Genomic DNA, 18,912 nt, shown 5'->3' with positions numbered 1-18,912 from the left:
CCATGCTACATTCGCGCCAAAGCATCCGACAAAGCACACAAGGAAATCACTTCATGCCCGCGCTGAACCTCGACACCGACCAGGACCGGATCGCCGAGCGCGTCAACGAACCCGACACACTGTTCGTTGCATGCCTGTGCGCGGAGTGGTGCGGAACGTGTCGCGAGTACCGGGACGCCTTCAACCAGCTGGCCGAGCGGCACCCGGAAGTCTGTTTCGCATGGATCGACATCGAAACTCATGCGGATCGGTTCGACGATCTGGACGTCGAGAATTTCCCGACCGTCCTGATCGAAGACTCGGTGACGACACGGTTTTTCGGTACGGTTTTGCCACAGGTGTCGATCGTCGAGCGGATGCTGTCGGATCTGACCGCACTGCCCGGCGTGACCGGTGCGCCGAAGCTGCGGCCGGCGCTGGCGGTCGCCTGAAGGCGGCTTCGCGCGCCGCACGGCCAGACGGAAAGCCTCGCGAAGCGCGGCTTGCGGCACGGGCCGTCGCCGACCATTTCTGGGACAGCATCGCCGCTGGCATCGCTGTCCGCACGCGGCGTTTGCCGCAGTTGATCAACCGCCGGACGCGCAATTATGATTGCGCGCTTTTATCGCACTTGACCCGTTGGGTTCGCGCCTTGTGCTATAAAGCGGTCGTTATTGGGTCGAAAGAGGTCTCAAGCGAGCGTCGCGCGCCATGTTGGCGCTCAAGGCCACCAACCCGGATCTACCAACCTCACATCGAGTCATGTCCAAAGCACTGATCATCGCCGAAAAGCCTTCTGTCGCGAACGACATCGCGCGCGCTTTGGGCGGCTTTACCAAGCATGACGAGTACTACGAAAGCGACGACTACGTTCTTTCGTCGGCAGTGGGCCATCTGCTGGAAATCGCCGCACCCGACGAATACGAAGTCAAGCGCGGCAAGTGGAGCTTTGCCAACCTACCCGTCATTCCTCCACATTTCGATCTGAATCCGATCGCGAAGAGCGAGTCGCGCCTGAAGGTGCTGACCAAGCTGATGAAGCGCAAGGATATCGACCGTCTGATCAACGCATGCGACGCGGGGCGCGAGGGCGAGCTGATTTTCCGCCTGATCGCGCAGCACGCGAAGGCCAAACAGCCGGTGCAACGGCTGTGGCTGCAATCGATGACGGCCGGCTCGATCCGCGAGGGTTTCGCACGCCTGCGCAGCGACGAAGAGATGCAGCCGCTCGCCGACGCGGCGCGCTGCCGCTCGGAAGCGGACTGGCTCGTCGGTATCAACGGCACCCGCGCGATGACCGCGTTCAACAGCAAGGGCGGCGGCTTTTTCCTGACCACGGTCGGGCGCGTGCAGACGCCGACGCTGTCGATCGTCGTCGAGCGAGAAGAGAAGATTCGACGCTTCGTGCCGCGCGATTACTGGGAAGTGAAGGCGGAGTTCGTCTGTGCGGCCGGCTTTTACGAAGGCCGCTGGTTCGACCCGAAATTCAAGCGCGACGAGTTCGATCCGGAAAAGCGCGATTCGCGCCTCTGGTCGCTGCCCGCGGCAGAGACGATCGTCGCGGCCTGCCGTGGCCAGATGGGCGTGGTGACCGAGGAGTCGAAACCGTCGACGCAGCTGTCGCCTGCCCTCTTCGACCTGACCAGCCTGCAGCGTGAAGCCAACGGCCGCTTCGGCTTTTCGGCGAAGAATACGCTGGGCCTCGCTCAGGCGCTGTACGAAAAGCACAAGGTGCTCACCTATCCGCGAACCGACGCGCGCGCGCTGCCGGAAGACTACCTGGACACCGTCAAGCAGACGCTCGGCATGCTCAAGGAGAGCAACAACTACCTGCCGTTCGCAAAACAGGTGCTCGACAAGGGCTGGGTGAAGCCGAACAAGCGCATCTTCGACAACTCGAAGATCAGCGACCACTTCGCCATCATCCCGACGCTGCAGGCGCCGAAGAATCTGTCCGAGCCGGAACAGAAGCTCTATGACCTCGTCGTCAAACGCTTCCTCGCGGTGTTCTTCCCGGCCGCCGAATACCGTGTGACGACGCGCATCACCGAGGTGGTCGGCCATCACTTCAAGACCGAAGGCAAGGTGCTCGTCGAGCCGGGCTGGCTGCAGGTCTACGGCCGCGAAACCAGCGGCGAAGATGCGAACCTCGTGCCGGTGCAGAAGGACGAAAAGGTCAAGACCGACAAGATCGCCGCGCAGCAACTGGTCACCAAACCGCCCGCACGCTACAACGAAGCGACGCTGCTGTCGGCGATGGAAGGCGCGGGCAAGCTCGTCGAAGACGACGAATTGCGCGAAGCGATGGCTGCCAAGGGGCTCGGCACGCCGGCGACGCGCGCGGCAATCATCGAAGGTCTGTTGACCGAAAAGTACCTGATCCGCGAAGGCCGCGATCTGATTCCGGCCGCCAAGGCCTTCCAGCTGATGACGCTGCTGCGAGGCCTCGGCGTGAAGGAGCTGACCGCGCCGGAGCTGACCGGGGAATGGGAATACAAGCTGTCGCAGATGGAGCGTGGCAACCTGCCGCGCGACGCGTTCATGCAGGAAATCGCGCGCATGACGCAAACTATCGTCAAACGCGCGAAGGAATACGATTCGGATACGATCCCGGGCGATTACGCGACGTTGCAGACGCCTTGCCCGAATTGCGGTGGCCAGGTGAAGGAAAACTACCGGCGCTTCGCGTGCTCGAAGTGCGAGTTCTCGATCTCGAAGATTCCGGGCGGCCGTCAGTTCGAAATCGCCGAAGTCGAGGAACTGCTGCAGAACAAGACGATCGGACCGCTGTCTGGCTTCCGCAGCAAGATGGGGCGGCCGTTCTCGGCGATCCTGAAACTGTCGCTCGACGACGAGATCAAGAATTACAAGCTCGAGTTCGACTTTGGCCAGGACGCTGCCGGCGAAGACGGCGAACCGCCCGACTTCTCCGATCAGCAGCCGGTCGGCGCGTGTCCGAAGTGTCAGGGCCGCGTGTTCGAGCACGGCATGAGCTACGTCTGCGAAAACTCGGTGGCGAGCCCGAAGTCGTGCGACTTCCGCTCCGGCAAGGTGATCCTGCAGCAGGAAATCGCCCGCGAGCAGATGGCCAAGCTGCTCGAGGAAGGGCGCACCGATCTGCTGACGAACTTCAAGTCGTCGCGTACCGGCCGCAACTTCAAGGCGTTCCTCGTCAAGCAGAACGACGGCAAGATCGGCTTCGAATTCGAGAAGAAGGAGCCGGCGGCGGCGAAGACCGCGGCGGCGAAGACTTCAGGTGCTCGCTCGGCGGCGAAGGCGATGCCGGAAGCGGACGAAGGCGATACCGCGGTGGCAGTGAAGGCCGAGCCGGCGGAAAAGAAGGTGGCGGCGAAGAAGGCGCCCGCCGCCAAGACCGCGGCGGCCAAGAAGGCACCGGCGAAAAAGACCGCGGCGCGAAAAATCGGCTAATAAGGCGGGGATTCGGATCGGCGGCTCGCGGGGGTAGCGGAAATAGCTTCATTCCGCCGCCGGGGTCGACAATCCGTGCATAGCCCGCGGTTTGCTCCGCATCCGCATCTGTCCATAGAAAAGGCGCAGTCACTTCAGGTGACTGCGCCTTTTTATTTTTATTGTCCGCCCGCATCGCTGCGGGCTTGGACATTCAGCGATTTACAGCGGCGACAAGGCCGTCGGGCGGCTGCGGTTAGACGACTTCGTCATCGGCTTCGGCACGGCAGGCGACAGCTCGCTATCGAGCAGCCGCGACAGCGGTTCCGCGCCATCGAACGCTTCCGGGGCGCGGGACTCGGCAGTCTCGAACGCGGCCGACGTCGCCGGGCGCTCCAGACCGTCCTTGATCCACTGTTCGCCGAGCACGCTGTTCGGCGTCTGGCTGAAGTGCTCGACCAGATGGTCGATGAACGTGCGCACCTTGGCCGGCAGGTGACGGCGGCTCGGGTATGCAATGTTGATCTCGACTTGCGGCAAACGGTAATCGCCGAGCAAACGCACGAGCCGGCCACGCGTCATGTCGCGACCGATCAGATAGCTCGGCAGAATCGCGATGCCCATGCCCAGCAACGCAAACTGCCGCAGCATTTCAGTGTTGTTCGCGACGATCACGTTCGACGGCCGCACGCGCACCTCGCCTTCCGGCCCCGTGAACACGCGTTCATCGCCCCAGTATTCGGACGGCAGGCTCAGGCACGGGTGTTCGAGCAGGTGCTCCGGACGCGTCGGCGTGCCATGCTTTTCCAGATACGCCGGCGTCGCGCAGACGGTCATACAGCCCGTGGTCAAACGCCGCGTGACGATGCTCGCGCTGCGCATTTGCCGCGCGATCACGATGCCGACATCGAAGCCTTCCTCGACGAGATCGACCTGACGATCGACCAGCGTCACGTCGGGAATGACTTTCGGATAGCGCTCCGCGTACGTTTGCAGCACGGGCGCGAGGTTGTGCAGCCCGAACACGACGGGCGCGACGATGCGCAGCGTGCCGACGGGTTCGTGATTGCGAGCGACCACCATCTGTTCGACGTCTTCCAGTTCGTCGAGAATCTGACGGGCGCGCTCGAGATAGACCTGGCCGGATTCGGTCAGCGACAAGCTGCGGGTCGTGCGATTGAGCAGCCGCGTACCAAGACGGCCTTCGAGGTCGGCAACATGACGGGTGGCAACCGCGTTGGAAATATCCATCGCGCTCGCGGCGCGGGCAAAACTGCCGAGATCCGCCACCTTGACGAAAACTCGCATCGACTGCAAATGATCCATAGAGCAACTCCCTGCCTTGTTACTGCTTCCTGACAATTGGTGAAAACCAGTGAAGCGAACTTGGAATTCTCCTACGACTCGCAATATCGTGCAGAAGTTGCCCGCAAAACAGGAAATATTGTCAATTCTGGTACGACTGCGCCGATAAAACCGGGCCGGACCAGCGATTGTTCCCAAACCGAAAACAATCTGCTGCGCTGCAGCTTGCACTGTCTTTTTTGTTCGAACAGATGCAACGGTCGTTCCGGCGTTGCGGAAATCGAAAGGATCGCAATTGGCGTGGCCCAAAAGAAAAAGCCGCTCAAGGGCGGCTTTTCATGCTGAGTGGGCACTCACATAGTCAAGTCGTGAGCTTTTCCTCGAGCGCCCGCTTGGCTTCGCTTAGCGCCGGCGGCAGACCGTGTTGCAGTGTGTCAAACAGCTTCGTGTGCAACACGAGCTCATCGCGCCATGCAGCGGCGTCCACGGAAATCACCTGCTCGAACTGTTCGCGGGTGAAGTTCAGACCGCTCCAGTCGATGTCCCCATAGTGCGGCGAAATGCCGAACGCATGCTCTTCGCCCTGCGCGGTGCCTTCGATACGACCGACCATCCAGCTCAGCACGCGCATGTTCTCGCCAAAGCCGGGCCACACGAACTTGCCGTCCGGACCCTTGCGGAACCAGTTGACGCAGAAGATTTTCGGCAGCTTCGCGCTCAACTGCTGAAGACGCTCGCCGGTCTTCAGCCAATGGCTGAAATAGTCGCTCATGTTGTAGCCGCAGAACGGCAGCATCGCGAACGGATCCCGGCGCACCACGCCCTGCTGGCCAGCGGCCGCGGCGGTGGTTTCGGAGCCCATCGTCGCGGCCATGTAGACGCCCTCGACCCAATTGCGCGCCTCGGTCACGAGCGGCACGGTGGTCGAGCGACGGCCGCCGAAGATGAACGCGTCGATGGCGACGCCGGCCGGGTTTTCCCAGTCCGCATCGATCGACGGGCACTGCGAAGCCGGCGCCGTGAAGCGCGCGTTCGGATGCGCCGCCTTGCGGCCGGTTTCCTTTGCGTCGGCCGGCGTCCAGTCCTTACCCTGCCAGTCGATCAGGTGCGCGGGCGGCTCGTCCGTCATGCCTTCCCACCAGACGTCGCCGTCGTCGGTCAGCGCGACGTTCGTGAAGATCACGTTTTCCTTCAACGTGGCGAGCGCGTTGTAGTTGGTCTTTTCGCTCGTGCCCGGCGCAACGCCGAAGTAGCCGGCTTCCGGATTGATCGCGTACAGGCGGCCGTCCTTGCCCGGCTTGATCCACGCGATATCGTCGCCGATCGTCGAAATTTTCCAGCCGTTCAGGCCGGCCGGCGGGATCAGCATCGCAAAGTTGGTCTTGCCGCACGCCGACGGGAACGCCGCCGCCACGTGATGCTTGCGCCCTTCGGGCGACGTGACGCCGAGGATCAGCATGTGTTCGGCGAGCCAGCCTTCGTCGCGGCCCATCGTCGATGCGATGCGCAGCGCGAAGCACTTCTTGCCGAGCAACGCGTTGCCGCCATAACCCGAGCCAAAGCTCCAGATCTCGCGCGATTCGGGGAAATGCACGATGTACTTGGTCTTGTTGCAAGGCCAAGACACGTCCTGCTCGCCCGCCGCAAGCGGTGCGCCGACCGAATGTACGCACGGCACGAACTGGCCGTCCTCGCCGAGCACGTCATACACCTTGCGGCCCATGCGCGTCATGATGCGCATGTTGGTCACGACGTACGGGCTGTCGCTCAACTCGACGCCGATGTGCGCGATCGGCGAGCCGAGCGGACCCATCGAAAACGGCACCACGTACATCGTGCGGCCGCGCATCGCGCCGTCGAACAGGCCGTCGAGCGTGGCGCGCATTTCGGCCGGAGCGATCCAGTTGTTGGTGGGGCCGGCGTCCTCGGCGCGCTGCGAGCAGATGAAGGTGCGATCTTCGACGCGCGCGACGTCGGACGGATCGGACCAGGCGAGATAGGAATTGGGACGCTTGGCGGGGTTGAGTTTCTTCAGGGTTCCGGCTTCAACCATCTGCGCGCACAGGCGGTCATATTCTTCCTGCGAGCCGTCGCACCAGACCACTTGTTCGGGCTTGGTCAGCGCTGCGACGCGCTGGACCCAGTCGATCAGCTTACGGTGTTTGACCCATGTGGGCGCCTCGATAGTGGGGTGCCCTTCGAACGAGGGAAGATTCATCGACTTGTCTCCGTTTGAAGCAAAGAAAAACGGTACAAGCCCTGGGACGCTGCATGCGAGAGGCATTGAATTCATCACGCCGACGTGCCAACTTCCGACTGCCGGCGCATGATTGCGCAGATCGTCCCGGGCCACACAGCTTGCCAGGCGGAGGCCCGCTTTCTACAAGGCTTCTGCAACCTTGTGTAAAGCGGCTTGCCTCAACACGCAACAAACTGCTAAAAACGTTCTCAATTCGCCTTCACGTAGCGTTGCCGTTCTTTTTTAGTGCGGCAACTTCTACGGTAGGGCACCTAGCCAGACCAGCGTGTGACCTAAGTCACATGATGGGACAGTCAGCATAACATTCGGTTCGCACCAGCCGGGTGCGCCGCAAATTACATACCATGAAGATTGCCATCCTCGACGATTACCAGGACGCCGTTCGCAAGCTCGACTGCTTTCAATTGCTGGCCGACCAGGAAGTCAAAGTATTCAACAATACCGTGCGCGGTCTCGGACAACTTGCGAGCCGTCTTGCGGAAGTCGACGCCCTCGTCCTGATCCGCGAACGTACGCGCATTACGTCGCAATTGCTCGATAAGCTGCCGCGTTTGCGCATGATCAGTCAGACCGGCAAAGTGGCGAGCCACATCGATCTGGCGGCCTGTACCGAGCGCGGCATTGCCGTGCTCGAAGGCACTGGTTCGCCGGTCGCGCCAGCCGAACTGACGTGGGCACTCATCATGGCCGCCCAACGTCGTATTCCGCAATACGTGGCAAACCTTAAGCAGGGCGCCTGGCAGCAGTCGGGGCTGAAGACGTCGGCGCTGCCGCCGAACTTCGGTTTGGGGCAAGTGCTGCGCGGACAGACGCTGGGAATTTGGGGCTACGGCAAGATCGGCCGGCTGCTCGCTGGGTACGGCAAGGCGTTCGGCATGAACGTGCTGATCTGGGGCCGCGAGCATTCGCGCGAAGCCGCTCGCGCCGATGGCTACGGCGTCGCAGCGAGTCGTGAGGAACTGTTCGAGACCAGCGATGTGTTGTCGCTGCATCTGCGTCTGCACGACGACACGCGTGGCATCGTCAAGCAGGACGATCTGATGCGCATGAAGCCGACCGCGCTGCTCGTGAACACGAGCCGCGCCGAGCTGCTCGAAGAGAATGCGCTGGTCAACGCGCTGTCGCACAACCGTCCGGGGATGGTCGCGATCGACGTCTACGAGAGCGAGCCGATCCTGCAGGGCTACAGCCTGCTGCGCATGGAAAACGTGATCTGCACGCCGCACATCGGCTACGTGGAGCGCGAGAGCTACGAGCTGTATTTTTCGGCGGCGTTCAAGAACATCCTCGCGTTCGACGCTGGCGATACCGCCAGTGTCGCGAATCCGGAAGCCCTGCAGGGCGGGCGTCGGCGGTAATTCTTGGGTGATGGCCGGCGGGTCAGGTGTGTCCCGCCCCGCCCTGCCGCATTCACTCACCGCGCTTCGTGCGCTCCCGCCTCCATCAATGCAGGGATGCGTTCAAGAAAGACCTCGCCGTCGGCTCGGCCAAGGTTATAGGCGTGCACCATCTGCGATGGACTCGTGTAATCCCAGCTCGAAATCGGCACCTTGCGCGACGGCTGCACGTACAGCCGTTGCTGCACGCCGTGCGGCACGACGAACATCTGCGGCCGCGGATAAAGACGCGTCACCATCACGAGCACGTTGCCGGGGGTGTCGGCATCTAGTGCGCCGACCGGCACGTTATCGACCATGCCGCCGTCCAGCACCGGCCGGCCGTTGCGCCGCAGAACCGGCGTGAACGGCGGTGTACTCGACGATTGCAGGATCAGGTCCGCCAACTCGTCGACGCTCGCGCAATCCTGCGCACGCACGAATTCAGGATGAAAGCCGAGCGTCCGACCGAGGGTCGGATGCAGCGTCTTGCGCAGATATTTTTCGATGTTGTACGCGACCAGTCCCGCCGCGACCGCGCTTCGCGCGCCGAGCCAGCGCGGCAGATGCGACACGCCGATGCGGATCTCCGGCGCCTGTGCGAGCCTGGAAAACTTGTCGCCGTAGATATCGAGCAGCGCCTGCCGGTAGATCCGGTAATGGGGGAACACCGACTCGCCGCGCAACAGGTTGCCCCAGTAGGCGTTGCGCGTGTTGTGGCGCAGCGCGTCCTCGTAATAGCGCATGACCCAGTCGGAATCGCCGCGTGTGTAGATCATGCACGCGGTGGCCGCGCCGGCCGAAATGCCGGTGATCACGCGCGGACGGATGTCGAGCCGCGGCTGCACGACGTCCCAGAAACCCGCCTGCCACCAACAGCGGTTGCCGCCACCGGCGAAAACGACCTGATCGAACATGCTGCTTTTCCTTGCTTTCCTTTGCTCTTGCTACGGGCGGATTGTGTGGCCAGCCGGCTCCGGTCCGGCAGGCGTTCACCCGAGCAGCGCGTAAGTCGTGGTGGCATGAACGGCCATGTTGCCGCCTTCGTCGAACAGTTCGACTTCGCCTAACACGAGATTGCGGCCCATGCGCAGCACGCGCGCCTTGATCAGCACATCGCCCTTGCGGACCGCGCGCATGAAGTTGATGTTCAGCGAGACCGTGCTCATCGGCTTGAAGCCGCCGAGCGCGGCGGTGATGGCGACGACCATCGCCGTATCCGCGGCCGCCATGAACACCTGGCCGCTGATCATGCCGCCCGAGTGACGCCACTCGCCAGAGAACGGCAGACGCAGCGTGGCGCTCTCCTCGTCGACCTTGATCGGCGTCAGCGTGAGCGCCCGGACCCATGGCGCGAGAACTCGGTCGAGCAACTGGGTAATCTCTTTGTCGTCCATGGGAATCCCGGTCGAAAGCCTCAATGCTGCATGCGGCGTAGTGTCCGCGACATGATACCGGCCGCGTTGGACGCGACGATGTTTTCTGGACTGCGGCTTTGTCGAGGGAACGCTCAAGTTGGGGCAATATTTTTTTAATAAAACTGCGAATAGGGCTTGGCAATCTCAAAAAGATCCTGCATAATTTCGCTTCTGTTGGGGCGTTAGCTCAGTTGGTAGAGCAGCGGACTCTTAATCCGTAGGTCGAGTGTTCGAGTCACTCACGCCCCACCACCAGATTCAAGCAAAAAGCCCGGTCACCGACCGGGCTTTTTGCGTTCTAGGCGCGGTTATATCGACCATGCCCCCATTCAATCAGCATAATTTCTCGACTTACCCTCAAGTTTCTCGAACAGCAGCCGACATTCACATGCCCTTCCTTTCCTCACATGAAAGGAGAGGCGGGCATCTACAAGAAATAAATTCCAATGATTGGCCAGCGTGCAGCAGAGGACCGTAGTGATCTGCTGCAGAAACACAGGGGAAGTTATGAAGTTGAACAAACTTGCACTTACGGCAGTTCTTCTGGCTTCGGTCGGCACAAGCAGCTTGCTGACGGGCTGTGCGGCGACCCAGTTAGCACTGTTACATCTTTTTGCTGCTTTTCTTGTCACTAACCCAGTTTGTCCGGAGAGACGGGCATACGAATAATTTTCATTTTTAGGGCAAGCCGGCGGCGCCGGCGCGTCAGTCTTCGAGTGTGTGCAACTCCGGAACCGCCCATCGGGCGGCTGTCCATACCCTTGTGGTGTGGACAGCGGAGTTGTGCACACGGGGAATCGGCACTGCTCTGACGGACCAAATGGGAAGAGGCATTATTAGGAAGAGTTGTCGCGCGTTTCGAATAGGTGGACGTTTGATACGGGTCCAGTGCGAATGCGTTCGTTGATTCCTACGGTTCAGGGTCAGACGTACCTTTTTTCAAGGCTACTCAGACAAACCCTTACACGGTCAACAAAAAGACGTAGGAACGAAGTATGATTCGCTATCGGAAAGCTGTTGTTGGCTTTGTAGGCTTTCGATTCCGGGGATGCTGCCATTCTGCGCTTTTAAGCGTTCAAGTGCGATGGCGAGTGTGTGCGTAGTCAGCAAAAGAACTGGGCGTAGCACGTGTCAAACGAAAAGAGTTTCACCGAGAAGACCAGTGCAGACGATAAGAGTATTGGGTTTGAATATCAATATTACTATTTTCTGGACCGCCTTCTTAATTTGAAATCAGGTCAAACCGTCGGTTTGGAAGTCGAAGATGACGTTCACACGACGCTCGACGCTGACTTCAATATCCTTGTTCAGCTCAAACATACCGTTCGCAGTAATGCGAAGGGTGACCCCGTTGCGTTGACGGAACTCGATTCAGACCTCTGGAAGACGATTTCTAACTGGTCGCAGGTTATTGGTGACAAAGCAGAAGGGCGAGAGGAGCTCTCGCAGCAGCTTCGATTCGTGGAGAAAACAGAATTCCATCTGGTATCGAATAAGTCCGAGTCTAAGACCAACGAATTTCTTCAGATTCTAGATAGGTTTAATTTGGGCGGAGACGATTTTCAGACACTGCTTGACCACCTAAAATCTCTTGAAAGCAAAACCGTCGACCAGAGCATCAAAGGATACATCGACGGCGTGTTGAAGCTCGAGACCGAGGTTATAGAGGCGTTCTTTCGCCACATCAAGGTCGAGCTGGGGCTTGATGACATTGTCGGTCGAGTGAAGCGTTCGCTGCTTGAAAAGATTATCGACCCGGATAAGGTCGACACGGTTTTTGGTCGATTGGATTCGAGTATCCGGACCGATAATTTCATTGCTGTTAAGCGCGGAGAGGCAATACTCATCAGCTTCGACGACTTCATGAAGCGCTATCGCCGTATTTTCGACGATGGACGTACGAAGAAGTTGGTCTATCCGAAATTTACTCCGGAGCTGCCAAGCGATATCTTTGCTCAGAGATTTATCAGACGTCTATTGGAGATTGGTGATATTTCCGAATCTGACGAAGAACTCGCCATCGATTACACCACGTACAAACTGCGTATCTCTCGTTACCTCCAGCAGTGGGTCCAGGAGGGAGACCTCGTAAGCGAGGAGATTGAAGCTTTCCACGAGGAGGTATTCGTGCGCTGGCGAAACGAGTTTCGGGCGGCGTTTCGGGGCTGTAATACGCCACATCAGATTATTGACGCTGCGATGACCTTGCTGATTACGCTGCGGCGGGAGCAGTTCAAGCTCGGCGATACCGAGTTATCGACGACGCTTAGCAACGGTGAGCTCTATTATCTGTCAGACGCCGGTCAGATAGGCTGGCATAGAGACTGGAGTGCCAATGAGCAGTAGATGGTCGGGATATAACAATGTTGGGATATGCGCAATCGCGTTGATGAGCGTCCTTGAACACTCAAAAAGTGTGACTCTCCCGAAAGCGCTCCTCGTGATGCCTCTGGTAATGCACGATGCGACTGTGCGTTATCTTGGCGACTCACGAGTCGCACGGCGAGAGGCGGCGGCGCTGGTTGCGCAGCGGCCCGATTTGTTTGCCAATTTCGCGACGAGGTATGACGACAGTCTCGCCATGACAGTTAACGCGATACAGCTTCTCGTCGAAGTGGGCTTTGTTCGCTTCGATGGCGGTTTGGCGTTGCTGAAGTCACTAGAGGTAGACTCCGCGTTTGGCAAACGAGCGCAAAAAATCGCCAAAGCGGCGGGTCATATCGCTTCGCTCCTCACTGGTCCGGTCGAGGAGCTGTATTTAAACTTCAGGGTGCAGCTTTGAATTTCGGCTTTGATTCCATCACGCTGTGGTCACGCACAGGCGAGCGTCGCAGTCTCAATTTCAAGCGCAACCGCCTGAACGTAATTACCGGCGAAAGTCACACCGGCAAAAGCGCGTTGCTCGACATCATCGATTATTGCTTTCTGGCGAGTTCCCACAAGCTCCCGGATAGTATCATCAATGAGAACGTCGGCTGGTATGGACTGACGTTCTACGTGAACGACAAAACGTACACGATTGCACGTAGGAGCCCCAGGGATAACGAGGTCTCGAGCGACTACTATTTTTCGACCACTGGGATGGTGCCGGATATGCCCGAGTCGAATACGAAAGAAGACGACATCCGAACGATACTCGAAGCAGAGTTTCATATCACCGATAAGGTTACGGTCGCTTATGGTGGGCGCGCGCTGAAGACTGGTTCGAAGGTGTCGTTCCGATACTTCTTCCTGTTTAACACTATCTCCGAAGACATCATCACCAATAGCAAGGTGTTCTTCGATAAGCAGTCAGAGGAGCGATACCAGGAAGCTTTGCCGCGCATCTTCGACATGGCTCTCGGTATTGATGACCTCTCTAACATCGCTGCGCGCGAGAAAAAGGAAGCTCTGAGGAAGGAGATTGCAAGGCTCCAGCGCAAGGAGGCACACCTTGGCCAAGGGAGGGAGACCTTTGATGAAGAGGTGCGCGATATTGCCGTCAAGGCAGCCGAATACGGTCTCATAGATAGCGACCTTGCGAGCCTGTCCATGGACAACGTTCGGCGTGCTATCAGCGACGCGGCGTCGCCGGAGACCGGGCAGGCCCTGAACAGGTACGTCGAGACCAGTGCCAAGCTGTTCGTTGTGGAGCGTCGCCTTCGAAAACTCAGGCAGTTCTCGTCTGAATATCGGTCCTACAAAGACATCTTCAAGAACGCTGAAGACAGTCTGCGACCAATCGAGCAGTTGATGAAGCAGGCACCGAGCCTAGTCAAGTCGGAGATTTTTGACGACCTCATCAGCAGCCTCAAATCAGACCTGTCGGCGGTCAAGAAATCAATCACTGGCAAGCAACCGGTGGATGGCCAGATTGGCGCAATGGTCAAATCGCTCGAGGGTGAGCGCGATGCGCTGCAACGGGACCTCTCCGGACTTCCGCAAGAACCCAAGTCCTTCGCTTCTCAGCGCGAGAAATGGATGTTTGTGGGCGAGGCGATGGGGCGATTCAGAGCGTATGAGGGAGCGCGTGCTCCTAATGTTCTGCAGACTACAGCCTCCGACGAAGATGACCTGCAGAGGCAGATGGACGCCATCGAGGTGCGCGATGTGGAAGAAACTCGGGAGGCCGTCGTCTCTATGATTAACGAGATTGCGCTCGACCTTCTCAAAGAAACTGGAGACGCGCTCGCGAACTACGCATCCTATCAGACCGACTTTGCCTACAAGGAAAAGCGCTTACGGTTACGGAAGCCTCGCTCGAAGCTGATTGAAAACGTGGGCAGCAGCTCGAACCACATGTTCCTGCATCTGCTGCATTTCCTCGCATTGCACGAGGTTGCCATCAGTCACAAGTCGATGTTTATCCCTAGCTTCCTCATCATCGACCAGCCCAGCAGGCCTTACTATCCAGACAACAAGGCCGACGACAGTGTGGCGCTTAAGAACAGCGATACGGAGAAGGTATCGATTGCCTTCAATCTGCTCAACAATTTCATCGCACGGATGAATAGGGACTACGAGACCGAGTTCCAGATGATTGTGTTCGAGCACGTGCCGAGCGAAACGTTCAAGGACATGGCATACGTGCATATCCTTCCTGAATTCCGTAACGGGGAGGCGCTCATTCCAGAGGGGTGGCAATCATAGCAAGGGATGAATAGGCTGCGGTGATACTCCACCACCGTTGCGGCTGCTAGGCGGTCTGAAGCTGACGCTCGTCGAACGAGCCGGGACGGTAATCTTTCTTCTGGCTCACCAAGCGTAGTTCCCGCGCTTAGATACCCGGAAGTCTCAATGGTGTCGGGCGCAGGCGAGAATACCCTCCAATCGCAAGCGCTTCGAGCAGGAGACGCCGGATAAACCCTATTTCTTTGGCCGTATTCGTTGGAGAGGTTTATGCTCTTTACTGTTGTGCAGTACAAAGATGTTCCTCGCAGGTCCCGGACCCTAGCGGGCATGAACGAATGCTATCTGCTGCGCGATAACTGGGACGACTACACATTAAAGACTACCTTCCGGCTTGTCTACTTCGACTCAGAAGGGACGAGGCACGACATTGGGTCAGTGAAAGTCATGAGCGATGGCATGGAAGAAGGGTGGGTGAGCGTCGAGGATTCATTCCCTGAACTTCCGCAAGACTATGCTTCGTTGGGCGGAAGTGCCGAATACTATGAAAATCTCATTAGTCTCGGCGAGGATGAGCGCGTAGCCATCCTGCGCGCGATGCGGGACGTAATATGGGACGCTGATATCCGAGCACGCGTGGAGCACGAGCCAGCATTCCAAAAGTCGTTGATGCGTGGGCATTGGCCAGACGACATCGAAAAGATGAGCGATATCCTTTTAGAACGCGCCACGCCGACCGCATTCCGGTTTAGCTATTCACTTTCAGCGAATAGTGATGCTCGCCTTCGAGTCAATGTCAAGCCGGATTCAAATCCCCCTACAAACATCCATGCCATCATTGGCCGGAACGGTGTTGGCAAAACGACACTGCTTAGGTCGCTTGTACAGACCTTGCGCGATGGGAGCACCGCGCGAGGCGGCGAGTTGCAAATGCGCAAGCCAAGTGGGAGTACTGAACGCACAAGCTTCGCCAACCTTGTTGCCGTTGCTTTCAGCGCATTCGACGAATTTGACCCTCCTGTCTCAAATAAGGGAACCGGCACTGGGATAAGGTACACGTATGTCGGGCTGAAGAAGGAGCGAAGAAAGGACGGCGAGGCAAGCAGCCTCAAAAGAACATCTGAGCTCAAGAAAGAATTCATAGATAGTACGCTTGCGTGTTTGCGCAGTGCGCGTGTACCGCGCTGGCGCGCCGCAATGCGGGTCCTGGAGACGGACCCGCTTTTTGCAGCACTCGGGTTAGTCAAGTTAGCCGATTCAGAACAGAATCGATTTGCGCAGGAAGCTGGAGAGCTTTTTGACCGGGCGAGTTCGGGGCATAAAGTCGTCTTGCTTACGATGACCAAACTTGTCGAGTTGGTTACAGAACGGACGTTGGTGGTAATTGACGAGCCAGAGGCGCATCTCCACCCTCCTCTTGTCGCAGCGTTTGTGCGAGCGCTTTCGAACCTTCTCGCTGCCCGTAATGGCGTGGCACTATTGGCGACTCATTCGCCGGTTGTTGTCCAGGAAATTCCAGCTGCGTGCGTGACCCTTTTCTTCAGGACTGGGGATGAGGTGGAACTCGAGCGTCCAGAAACGGAGACGTTCGCGGAGAACTTGGGAACACTCACACGGGAAATCTTCCGGGTTGAAATGACGGAAAGTTCTCACCATGCCTTGATTTCAAAGGTGGTGGGGCAATCGCACGACTTTGAGCAGGTCCTTACAGCCTTTAACGACCAACTTGGCGCCGAGGGACGTTCGGTGGCGCGTTCACTTTTGAGGGGGCGCGACGCATGATTGGTATGGAATGCCCGGGGGACGACCCGAGAGAATTATTTGAAGAGCTAGCTGAGCACACTCAAGACCGGGTATTGCGTGCTGCACTTGTTGCTGAAGGTCCACGTGTGGAGCGCCGAGCTCGCGAATATTTAAGGCTTGCAGAAGTGGGCGACCTTTCAGCCTTCGATAGAGAGGAGCCGGTCGGGGTGACCAGCGGCCAACTCTCAGGCGTGTACGACCGCGTGCTGGTGGGTGGATACGGGCGACCGATTTACGACCGAATCAAGGCCAGTGCGAAATTCAAGCGTTGTCCCCTCTGTGGTCTCCGTGTTGTGAAGACCCTAGACCACTATTTGCCACAAACAAGATTTCCTGAACTTGCTGTGTTTCCTGCAAATCTGGTTCCCGCCTGCGCGGATTGCAACAAATCGAAACTCGCTCACGTCGCCGAAAGCCGTGCCGAAGAGACTTTCCACCCGTACTTTGATGATTGGAGCGAATATTGTGTGCTCGGGGCATCGCTTGAATTTGGCGAGAGCCTAACGGTCTCGTATCAGGTTCTCACCGCACCGGCAATGTCCGCTGTCGATGTGCAACGCGCTCGTAATCACTTCGACCTCCTTGAGCTTAACGAGCTTTATGTCAGCTACGCTGCGTCGGAACTCGCAGAAAACAAACGAACTTTTCGAAACAACTTCGCTTCTGGCCCGGAAGCTCTGCGTGAGGAGTTGCGGCAAGTAGCCGAAACTAGGTCTGAGGCAAACTTAAATGGATGGATGGCAGTTCTTTACCGATGCCTAGCGGAAAGCGATGACTTCTGCAATGGTGGCTTTGAGCTGATAGAGGAGTGACACGCGAGTGTGTTTACAATCGAGCAGACGTAGCGAAGCCGTCTCGATTCTCTTCCCTTACGTCAATCATTATGCGAGAGGAGCGTTTTCGTCATAAAGAATATTTTTGATGCTCAGAAACTGTTGCATAACGAACTCGTATCGTTAAACGGTGAAGCTCACGCTTGGCGACAAAACGCGAACTGACTTTGTTCCTCGCGTCAGGGCCACGTACCAATGTTGGCGGTTCTCGCACGCGTCTGGCGTGATGACCACATGGTCGAACTCTAGGCCTTTCATGAGCAGTGTGCTACCAACTGCCCTGTTTCTAAGAACACGGCCTTTTTCGCGACGCGCATTTGCAACCTGGAATGCCGCGTCGTCGAGTTGCAACGTAGGATTTTCCGAACACAGCTGTAATGCAGACTTGATACAAGAGACTAATTCTGGGCGTGCCATCGTTACGCCGGTTTCGTTCTCGACGCATCGAATTGCGTCCAAGACGTTTGCAAACGAATCGCTTGCTGCCACCGCGGTCAAAGCGAGCTCCGCTGGGGTGGCCGGCGTCTTGATGCGCGTAGGATTTGCCAGCAATGATTCGACGCGTTTTCTTTTGTTTGAAGCGCCAACACCCACGTAGGCCGTCCCCATCAGGTCGAGAACGGCATTGACCCTTTCAATACCGCTTCGCGTCCTGAGGCTCTCGTAGAAGTTGCGTTCGGTTTTGCCTCCAATAGGTTCAACTGTAGTCGCGTAGATGGCTTTTGCTAGGTCCGCGCGTCGAACTTCATCGACGCTCGTATGAATAATCGCGAGTGTCTCTCCGTCCAGAGGTCGAATCGCGCAGGAGCCGGCGAGCTGTTGAGCGGCGAGCTTGGGCGCGCAAGGCTGCCACTCTAGGCAGCTCGGGGCGCCGCGGAAATCAAAAATACCGGCTTCAAAATTTGCTCTCTGACCAACCAGCCACACACCAAGAGCAGCATTGCCGGCATGAATCTGTTAGCGCCGATGTAAAACTGACCCACCCGCCGAAGTAAACCTGACCCACCTGGGAGAGGATGGCGGCTTTTGCCGCCGATGCTGACTCAGGAGCAAGCAGTGGAAATCAAGGTATTGGCAAGACGGGGGACGGCGGTACGGGAGATAGCGCGGCAAACGGGCTTGTCGCGCAACACGGTGCGCCGCTATCTGCGCGACGAGCAGGCGGGGCGTTACAAGCAACGGGAACCACGTCCGACGAAGCTCGACCCGTTCAAGGATTACCTGCTCGAGCGTGTCGCCGCTGCGCGGCCGCACTGGATTCCGGCGACGGTGCTGCTTCGGGAACTGCAGGAAGCCGGCTACGAAGGCGGCGTCAGCCAGCTCAAGGCGTTTCTCGTGCCGTACAAGCGTGCCGAATCCGAGCCGGTGGTGCGGTTCGAGACGGCGCCGGGCAAACAGATGCAAGCCGATTTCACGGTCATCCGTCGTGGCCGCGCGCCACTGCTGGCGCTGGTGGCGACGCTCGGATACAGCCGCGCGAGCTTCGTGCGCTTCACCGCCGGCGAAGACGCCACGACGTTGTGCGAGTGCCTGCGCGAAGCGTTCGTCTACTTCGGCGGTACGCCCGAGCAGGTACTGTTCGATAATGCGAAGTCGGTGGTTATCGAGCGCGATGCATTCGGCGACGGCCAGCATCGATGGAACCCGCACCTGCTCGCCCTGGCCGAGACCTACGGCTTCACGCCGAAGGTATGCCGACCCTATCGAGCCAAGACCAAGGGCAAGGTCGAGCGCTTTAACCGTTATCTGAAGGAGAGTTTCGTGGTGCCCCTCGCGGCCACGCTCAAGCAGTCGGTGCGGATTTCGGCGAACGTGACCGCCGATTTCGGGAACGTGACCGATTCGGCGGGGTTGGGCGTTGCGCGGTGTCGATTGTAGATTTCCTTGTCAGTTCTGGTCGAGTTCCGGCTCCAGGACGTTGG

Annotated in this window: 14 protein-coding genes, 1 tRNA gene and 1 pseudogene; 11 read left to right on the top strand and 5 right to left on the bottom strand. The window is 58.4% G+C overall.

Annotation, left to right across the window (positions count from 1 at the left end; translation table 11 throughout):
- Positions 1-53 precede the first annotated feature (53 nt).
- On the top strand, positions 54-431 hold the full coding sequence (locus ACLFKU_RS23875; protein ID WP_013088044.1) for a thioredoxin family protein: 378 nt from the start codon (positions 54-56) through the stop codon (positions 429-431).
- A gap of 310 nt (positions 432-741) precedes the next feature.
- Entirely contained in the window at positions 742-3,408 is a 2,667-nt protein-coding gene (locus ACLFKU_RS23870) for a DNA topoisomerase III (protein WP_368587356.1), read from the top strand.
- Positions 3,409-3,609: 201 nt separating this feature from the next.
- Here ACLFKU_RS23870 and ACLFKU_RS23865 read toward each other — a convergent pair whose 3' ends face one another.
- Positions 3,610-4,713 (bottom strand): LysR family transcriptional regulator, encoded by a 1,104-nt coding sequence (locus tag ACLFKU_RS23865; RefSeq protein ID WP_368587355.1) that lies wholly within the window; start codon positions 4,711-4,713, stop codon positions 3,610-3,612.
- A 39-nt stretch (positions 4,714-4,752) separates the two neighbouring features.
- Between ACLFKU_RS23865 and ACLFKU_RS23860 the strand changes: the two genes are divergently transcribed.
- Positions 4,753-5,037, top strand: coding sequence for a hypothetical protein (locus tag ACLFKU_RS23860; protein WP_410850692.1), 285 nt, complete (start codon positions 4,753-4,755; stop codon positions 5,035-5,037).
- Positions 5,038-5,053: 16 nt separating this feature from the next.
- Here ACLFKU_RS23860 and ACLFKU_RS23855 read toward each other — a convergent pair whose 3' ends face one another.
- Complete coding sequence (locus tag ACLFKU_RS23855) at positions 5,054-6,910, bottom strand: phosphoenolpyruvate carboxykinase (GTP) (protein WP_410850691.1); 1,857 nt, start codon at positions 6,908-6,910, stop codon at positions 5,054-5,056.
- A 386-nt stretch (positions 6,911-7,296) separates the two neighbouring features.
- Between ACLFKU_RS23855 and ACLFKU_RS23850 the strand changes: the two genes are divergently transcribed.
- The gene (locus tag ACLFKU_RS23850; RefSeq protein WP_176109845.1) at positions 7,297-8,310 is read left to right on the top strand and encodes a D-2-hydroxyacid dehydrogenase family protein; all 1,014 of its coding nucleotides are present in this window, start codon (positions 7,297-7,299) and stop codon (positions 8,308-8,310) included.
- 56 nt (positions 8,311-8,366) lie between these two features.
- Here the strand turns inward: ACLFKU_RS23850 and ACLFKU_RS23845 are convergent, their stop codons facing one another.
- The gene (locus tag ACLFKU_RS23845; RefSeq protein ID WP_368587352.1) at positions 8,367-9,245 is read right to left on the bottom strand and encodes a patatin-like phospholipase family protein; all 879 of its coding nucleotides are present in this window, start codon (positions 9,243-9,245) and stop codon (positions 8,367-8,369) included.
- A 75-nt stretch (positions 9,246-9,320) separates the two neighbouring features.
- The gene (locus ACLFKU_RS23840; RefSeq protein ID WP_410850690.1) at positions 9,321-9,725 is read right to left on the bottom strand and encodes a PaaI family thioesterase; all 405 of its coding nucleotides are present in this window, start codon (positions 9,723-9,725) and stop codon (positions 9,321-9,323) included.
- Positions 9,726-9,922: 197 nt separating this feature from the next.
- On the opposite strand from ACLFKU_RS23840, the gene ACLFKU_RS23835 reads away from it, so the two are divergent.
- The 6 genes from ACLFKU_RS23835 to ACLFKU_RS23810 all read left to right on the top strand — a co-directional run bounded on the left by ACLFKU_RS23835 (position 9,923) and on the right by ACLFKU_RS23810 (position 16,969).
- Positions 9,923-9,998 (top strand) — tRNA-Lys (locus tag ACLFKU_RS23835).
- 876 nt (positions 9,999-10,874) lie between these two features.
- Complete coding sequence (locus ACLFKU_RS23830) at positions 10,875-12,092, top strand: ABC-three component system protein (RefSeq protein ID WP_410850689.1); 1,218 nt, start codon at positions 10,875-10,877, stop codon at positions 12,090-12,092.
- A complete protein-coding gene (locus ACLFKU_RS23825; protein WP_410850688.1) occupies positions 12,082-12,528 on the top strand; it encodes a three component ABC system middle component in 447 nt (148 codons plus the stop codon). The genes ACLFKU_RS23830 and ACLFKU_RS23825 overlap by 11 nt, the downstream gene beginning before the upstream one ends.
- Complete coding sequence (locus tag ACLFKU_RS23820) at positions 12,525-14,375, top strand: DUF3732 domain-containing protein (protein WP_410850687.1); 1,851 nt, start codon at positions 12,525-12,527, stop codon at positions 14,373-14,375. The genes ACLFKU_RS23825 and ACLFKU_RS23820 overlap by 4 nt, the downstream gene beginning before the upstream one ends.
- Positions 14,376-14,684: 309 nt before the next feature.
- Positions 14,685-16,136 (top strand): ATP-binding protein, encoded by a 1,452-nt coding sequence (locus ACLFKU_RS23815; RefSeq protein ID WP_257744510.1) that lies wholly within the window; start codon positions 14,685-14,687, stop codon positions 16,134-16,136.
- The gene (locus ACLFKU_RS23810; RefSeq protein WP_208206877.1) at positions 16,133-16,969 is read left to right on the top strand and encodes an HNH endonuclease; all 837 of its coding nucleotides are present in this window, start codon (positions 16,133-16,135) and stop codon (positions 16,967-16,969) included. Before ACLFKU_RS23815 ends, ACLFKU_RS23810 begins: the two co-directional genes overlap by 4 nt.
- A gap of 144 nt (positions 16,970-17,113) precedes the next feature.
- Here ACLFKU_RS23810 and ACLFKU_RS23805 read toward each other — a convergent pair whose 3' ends face one another.
- Positions 17,114-17,917 (bottom strand): hypothetical protein, encoded by an 804-nt coding sequence (locus tag ACLFKU_RS23805; protein ID WP_410850686.1) that lies wholly within the window; start codon positions 17,915-17,917, stop codon positions 17,114-17,116.
- A gap of 108 nt (positions 17,918-18,025) precedes the next feature.
- Between ACLFKU_RS23805 and istA the strand changes: the two are divergent.
- Positions 18,026-18,784: pseudogene (istA, locus tag ACLFKU_RS23800) on the top strand (IS21 family transposase); the annotation flags it as partial.
- Positions 18,785-18,912: the final 128 nt, after the last annotated feature.

This window comes from Paraburkholderia sp. EG304 (assembly GCF_046543485.1).
Classification (GTDB): domain Bacteria; phylum Pseudomonadota; class Gammaproteobacteria; order Burkholderiales; family Burkholderiaceae; genus Paraburkholderia; species Paraburkholderia youngii.
The sequence above is the reverse complement of the archived record's forward strand: the minus strand, read 5'-3'. Positions and strand labels throughout refer to the sequence as shown.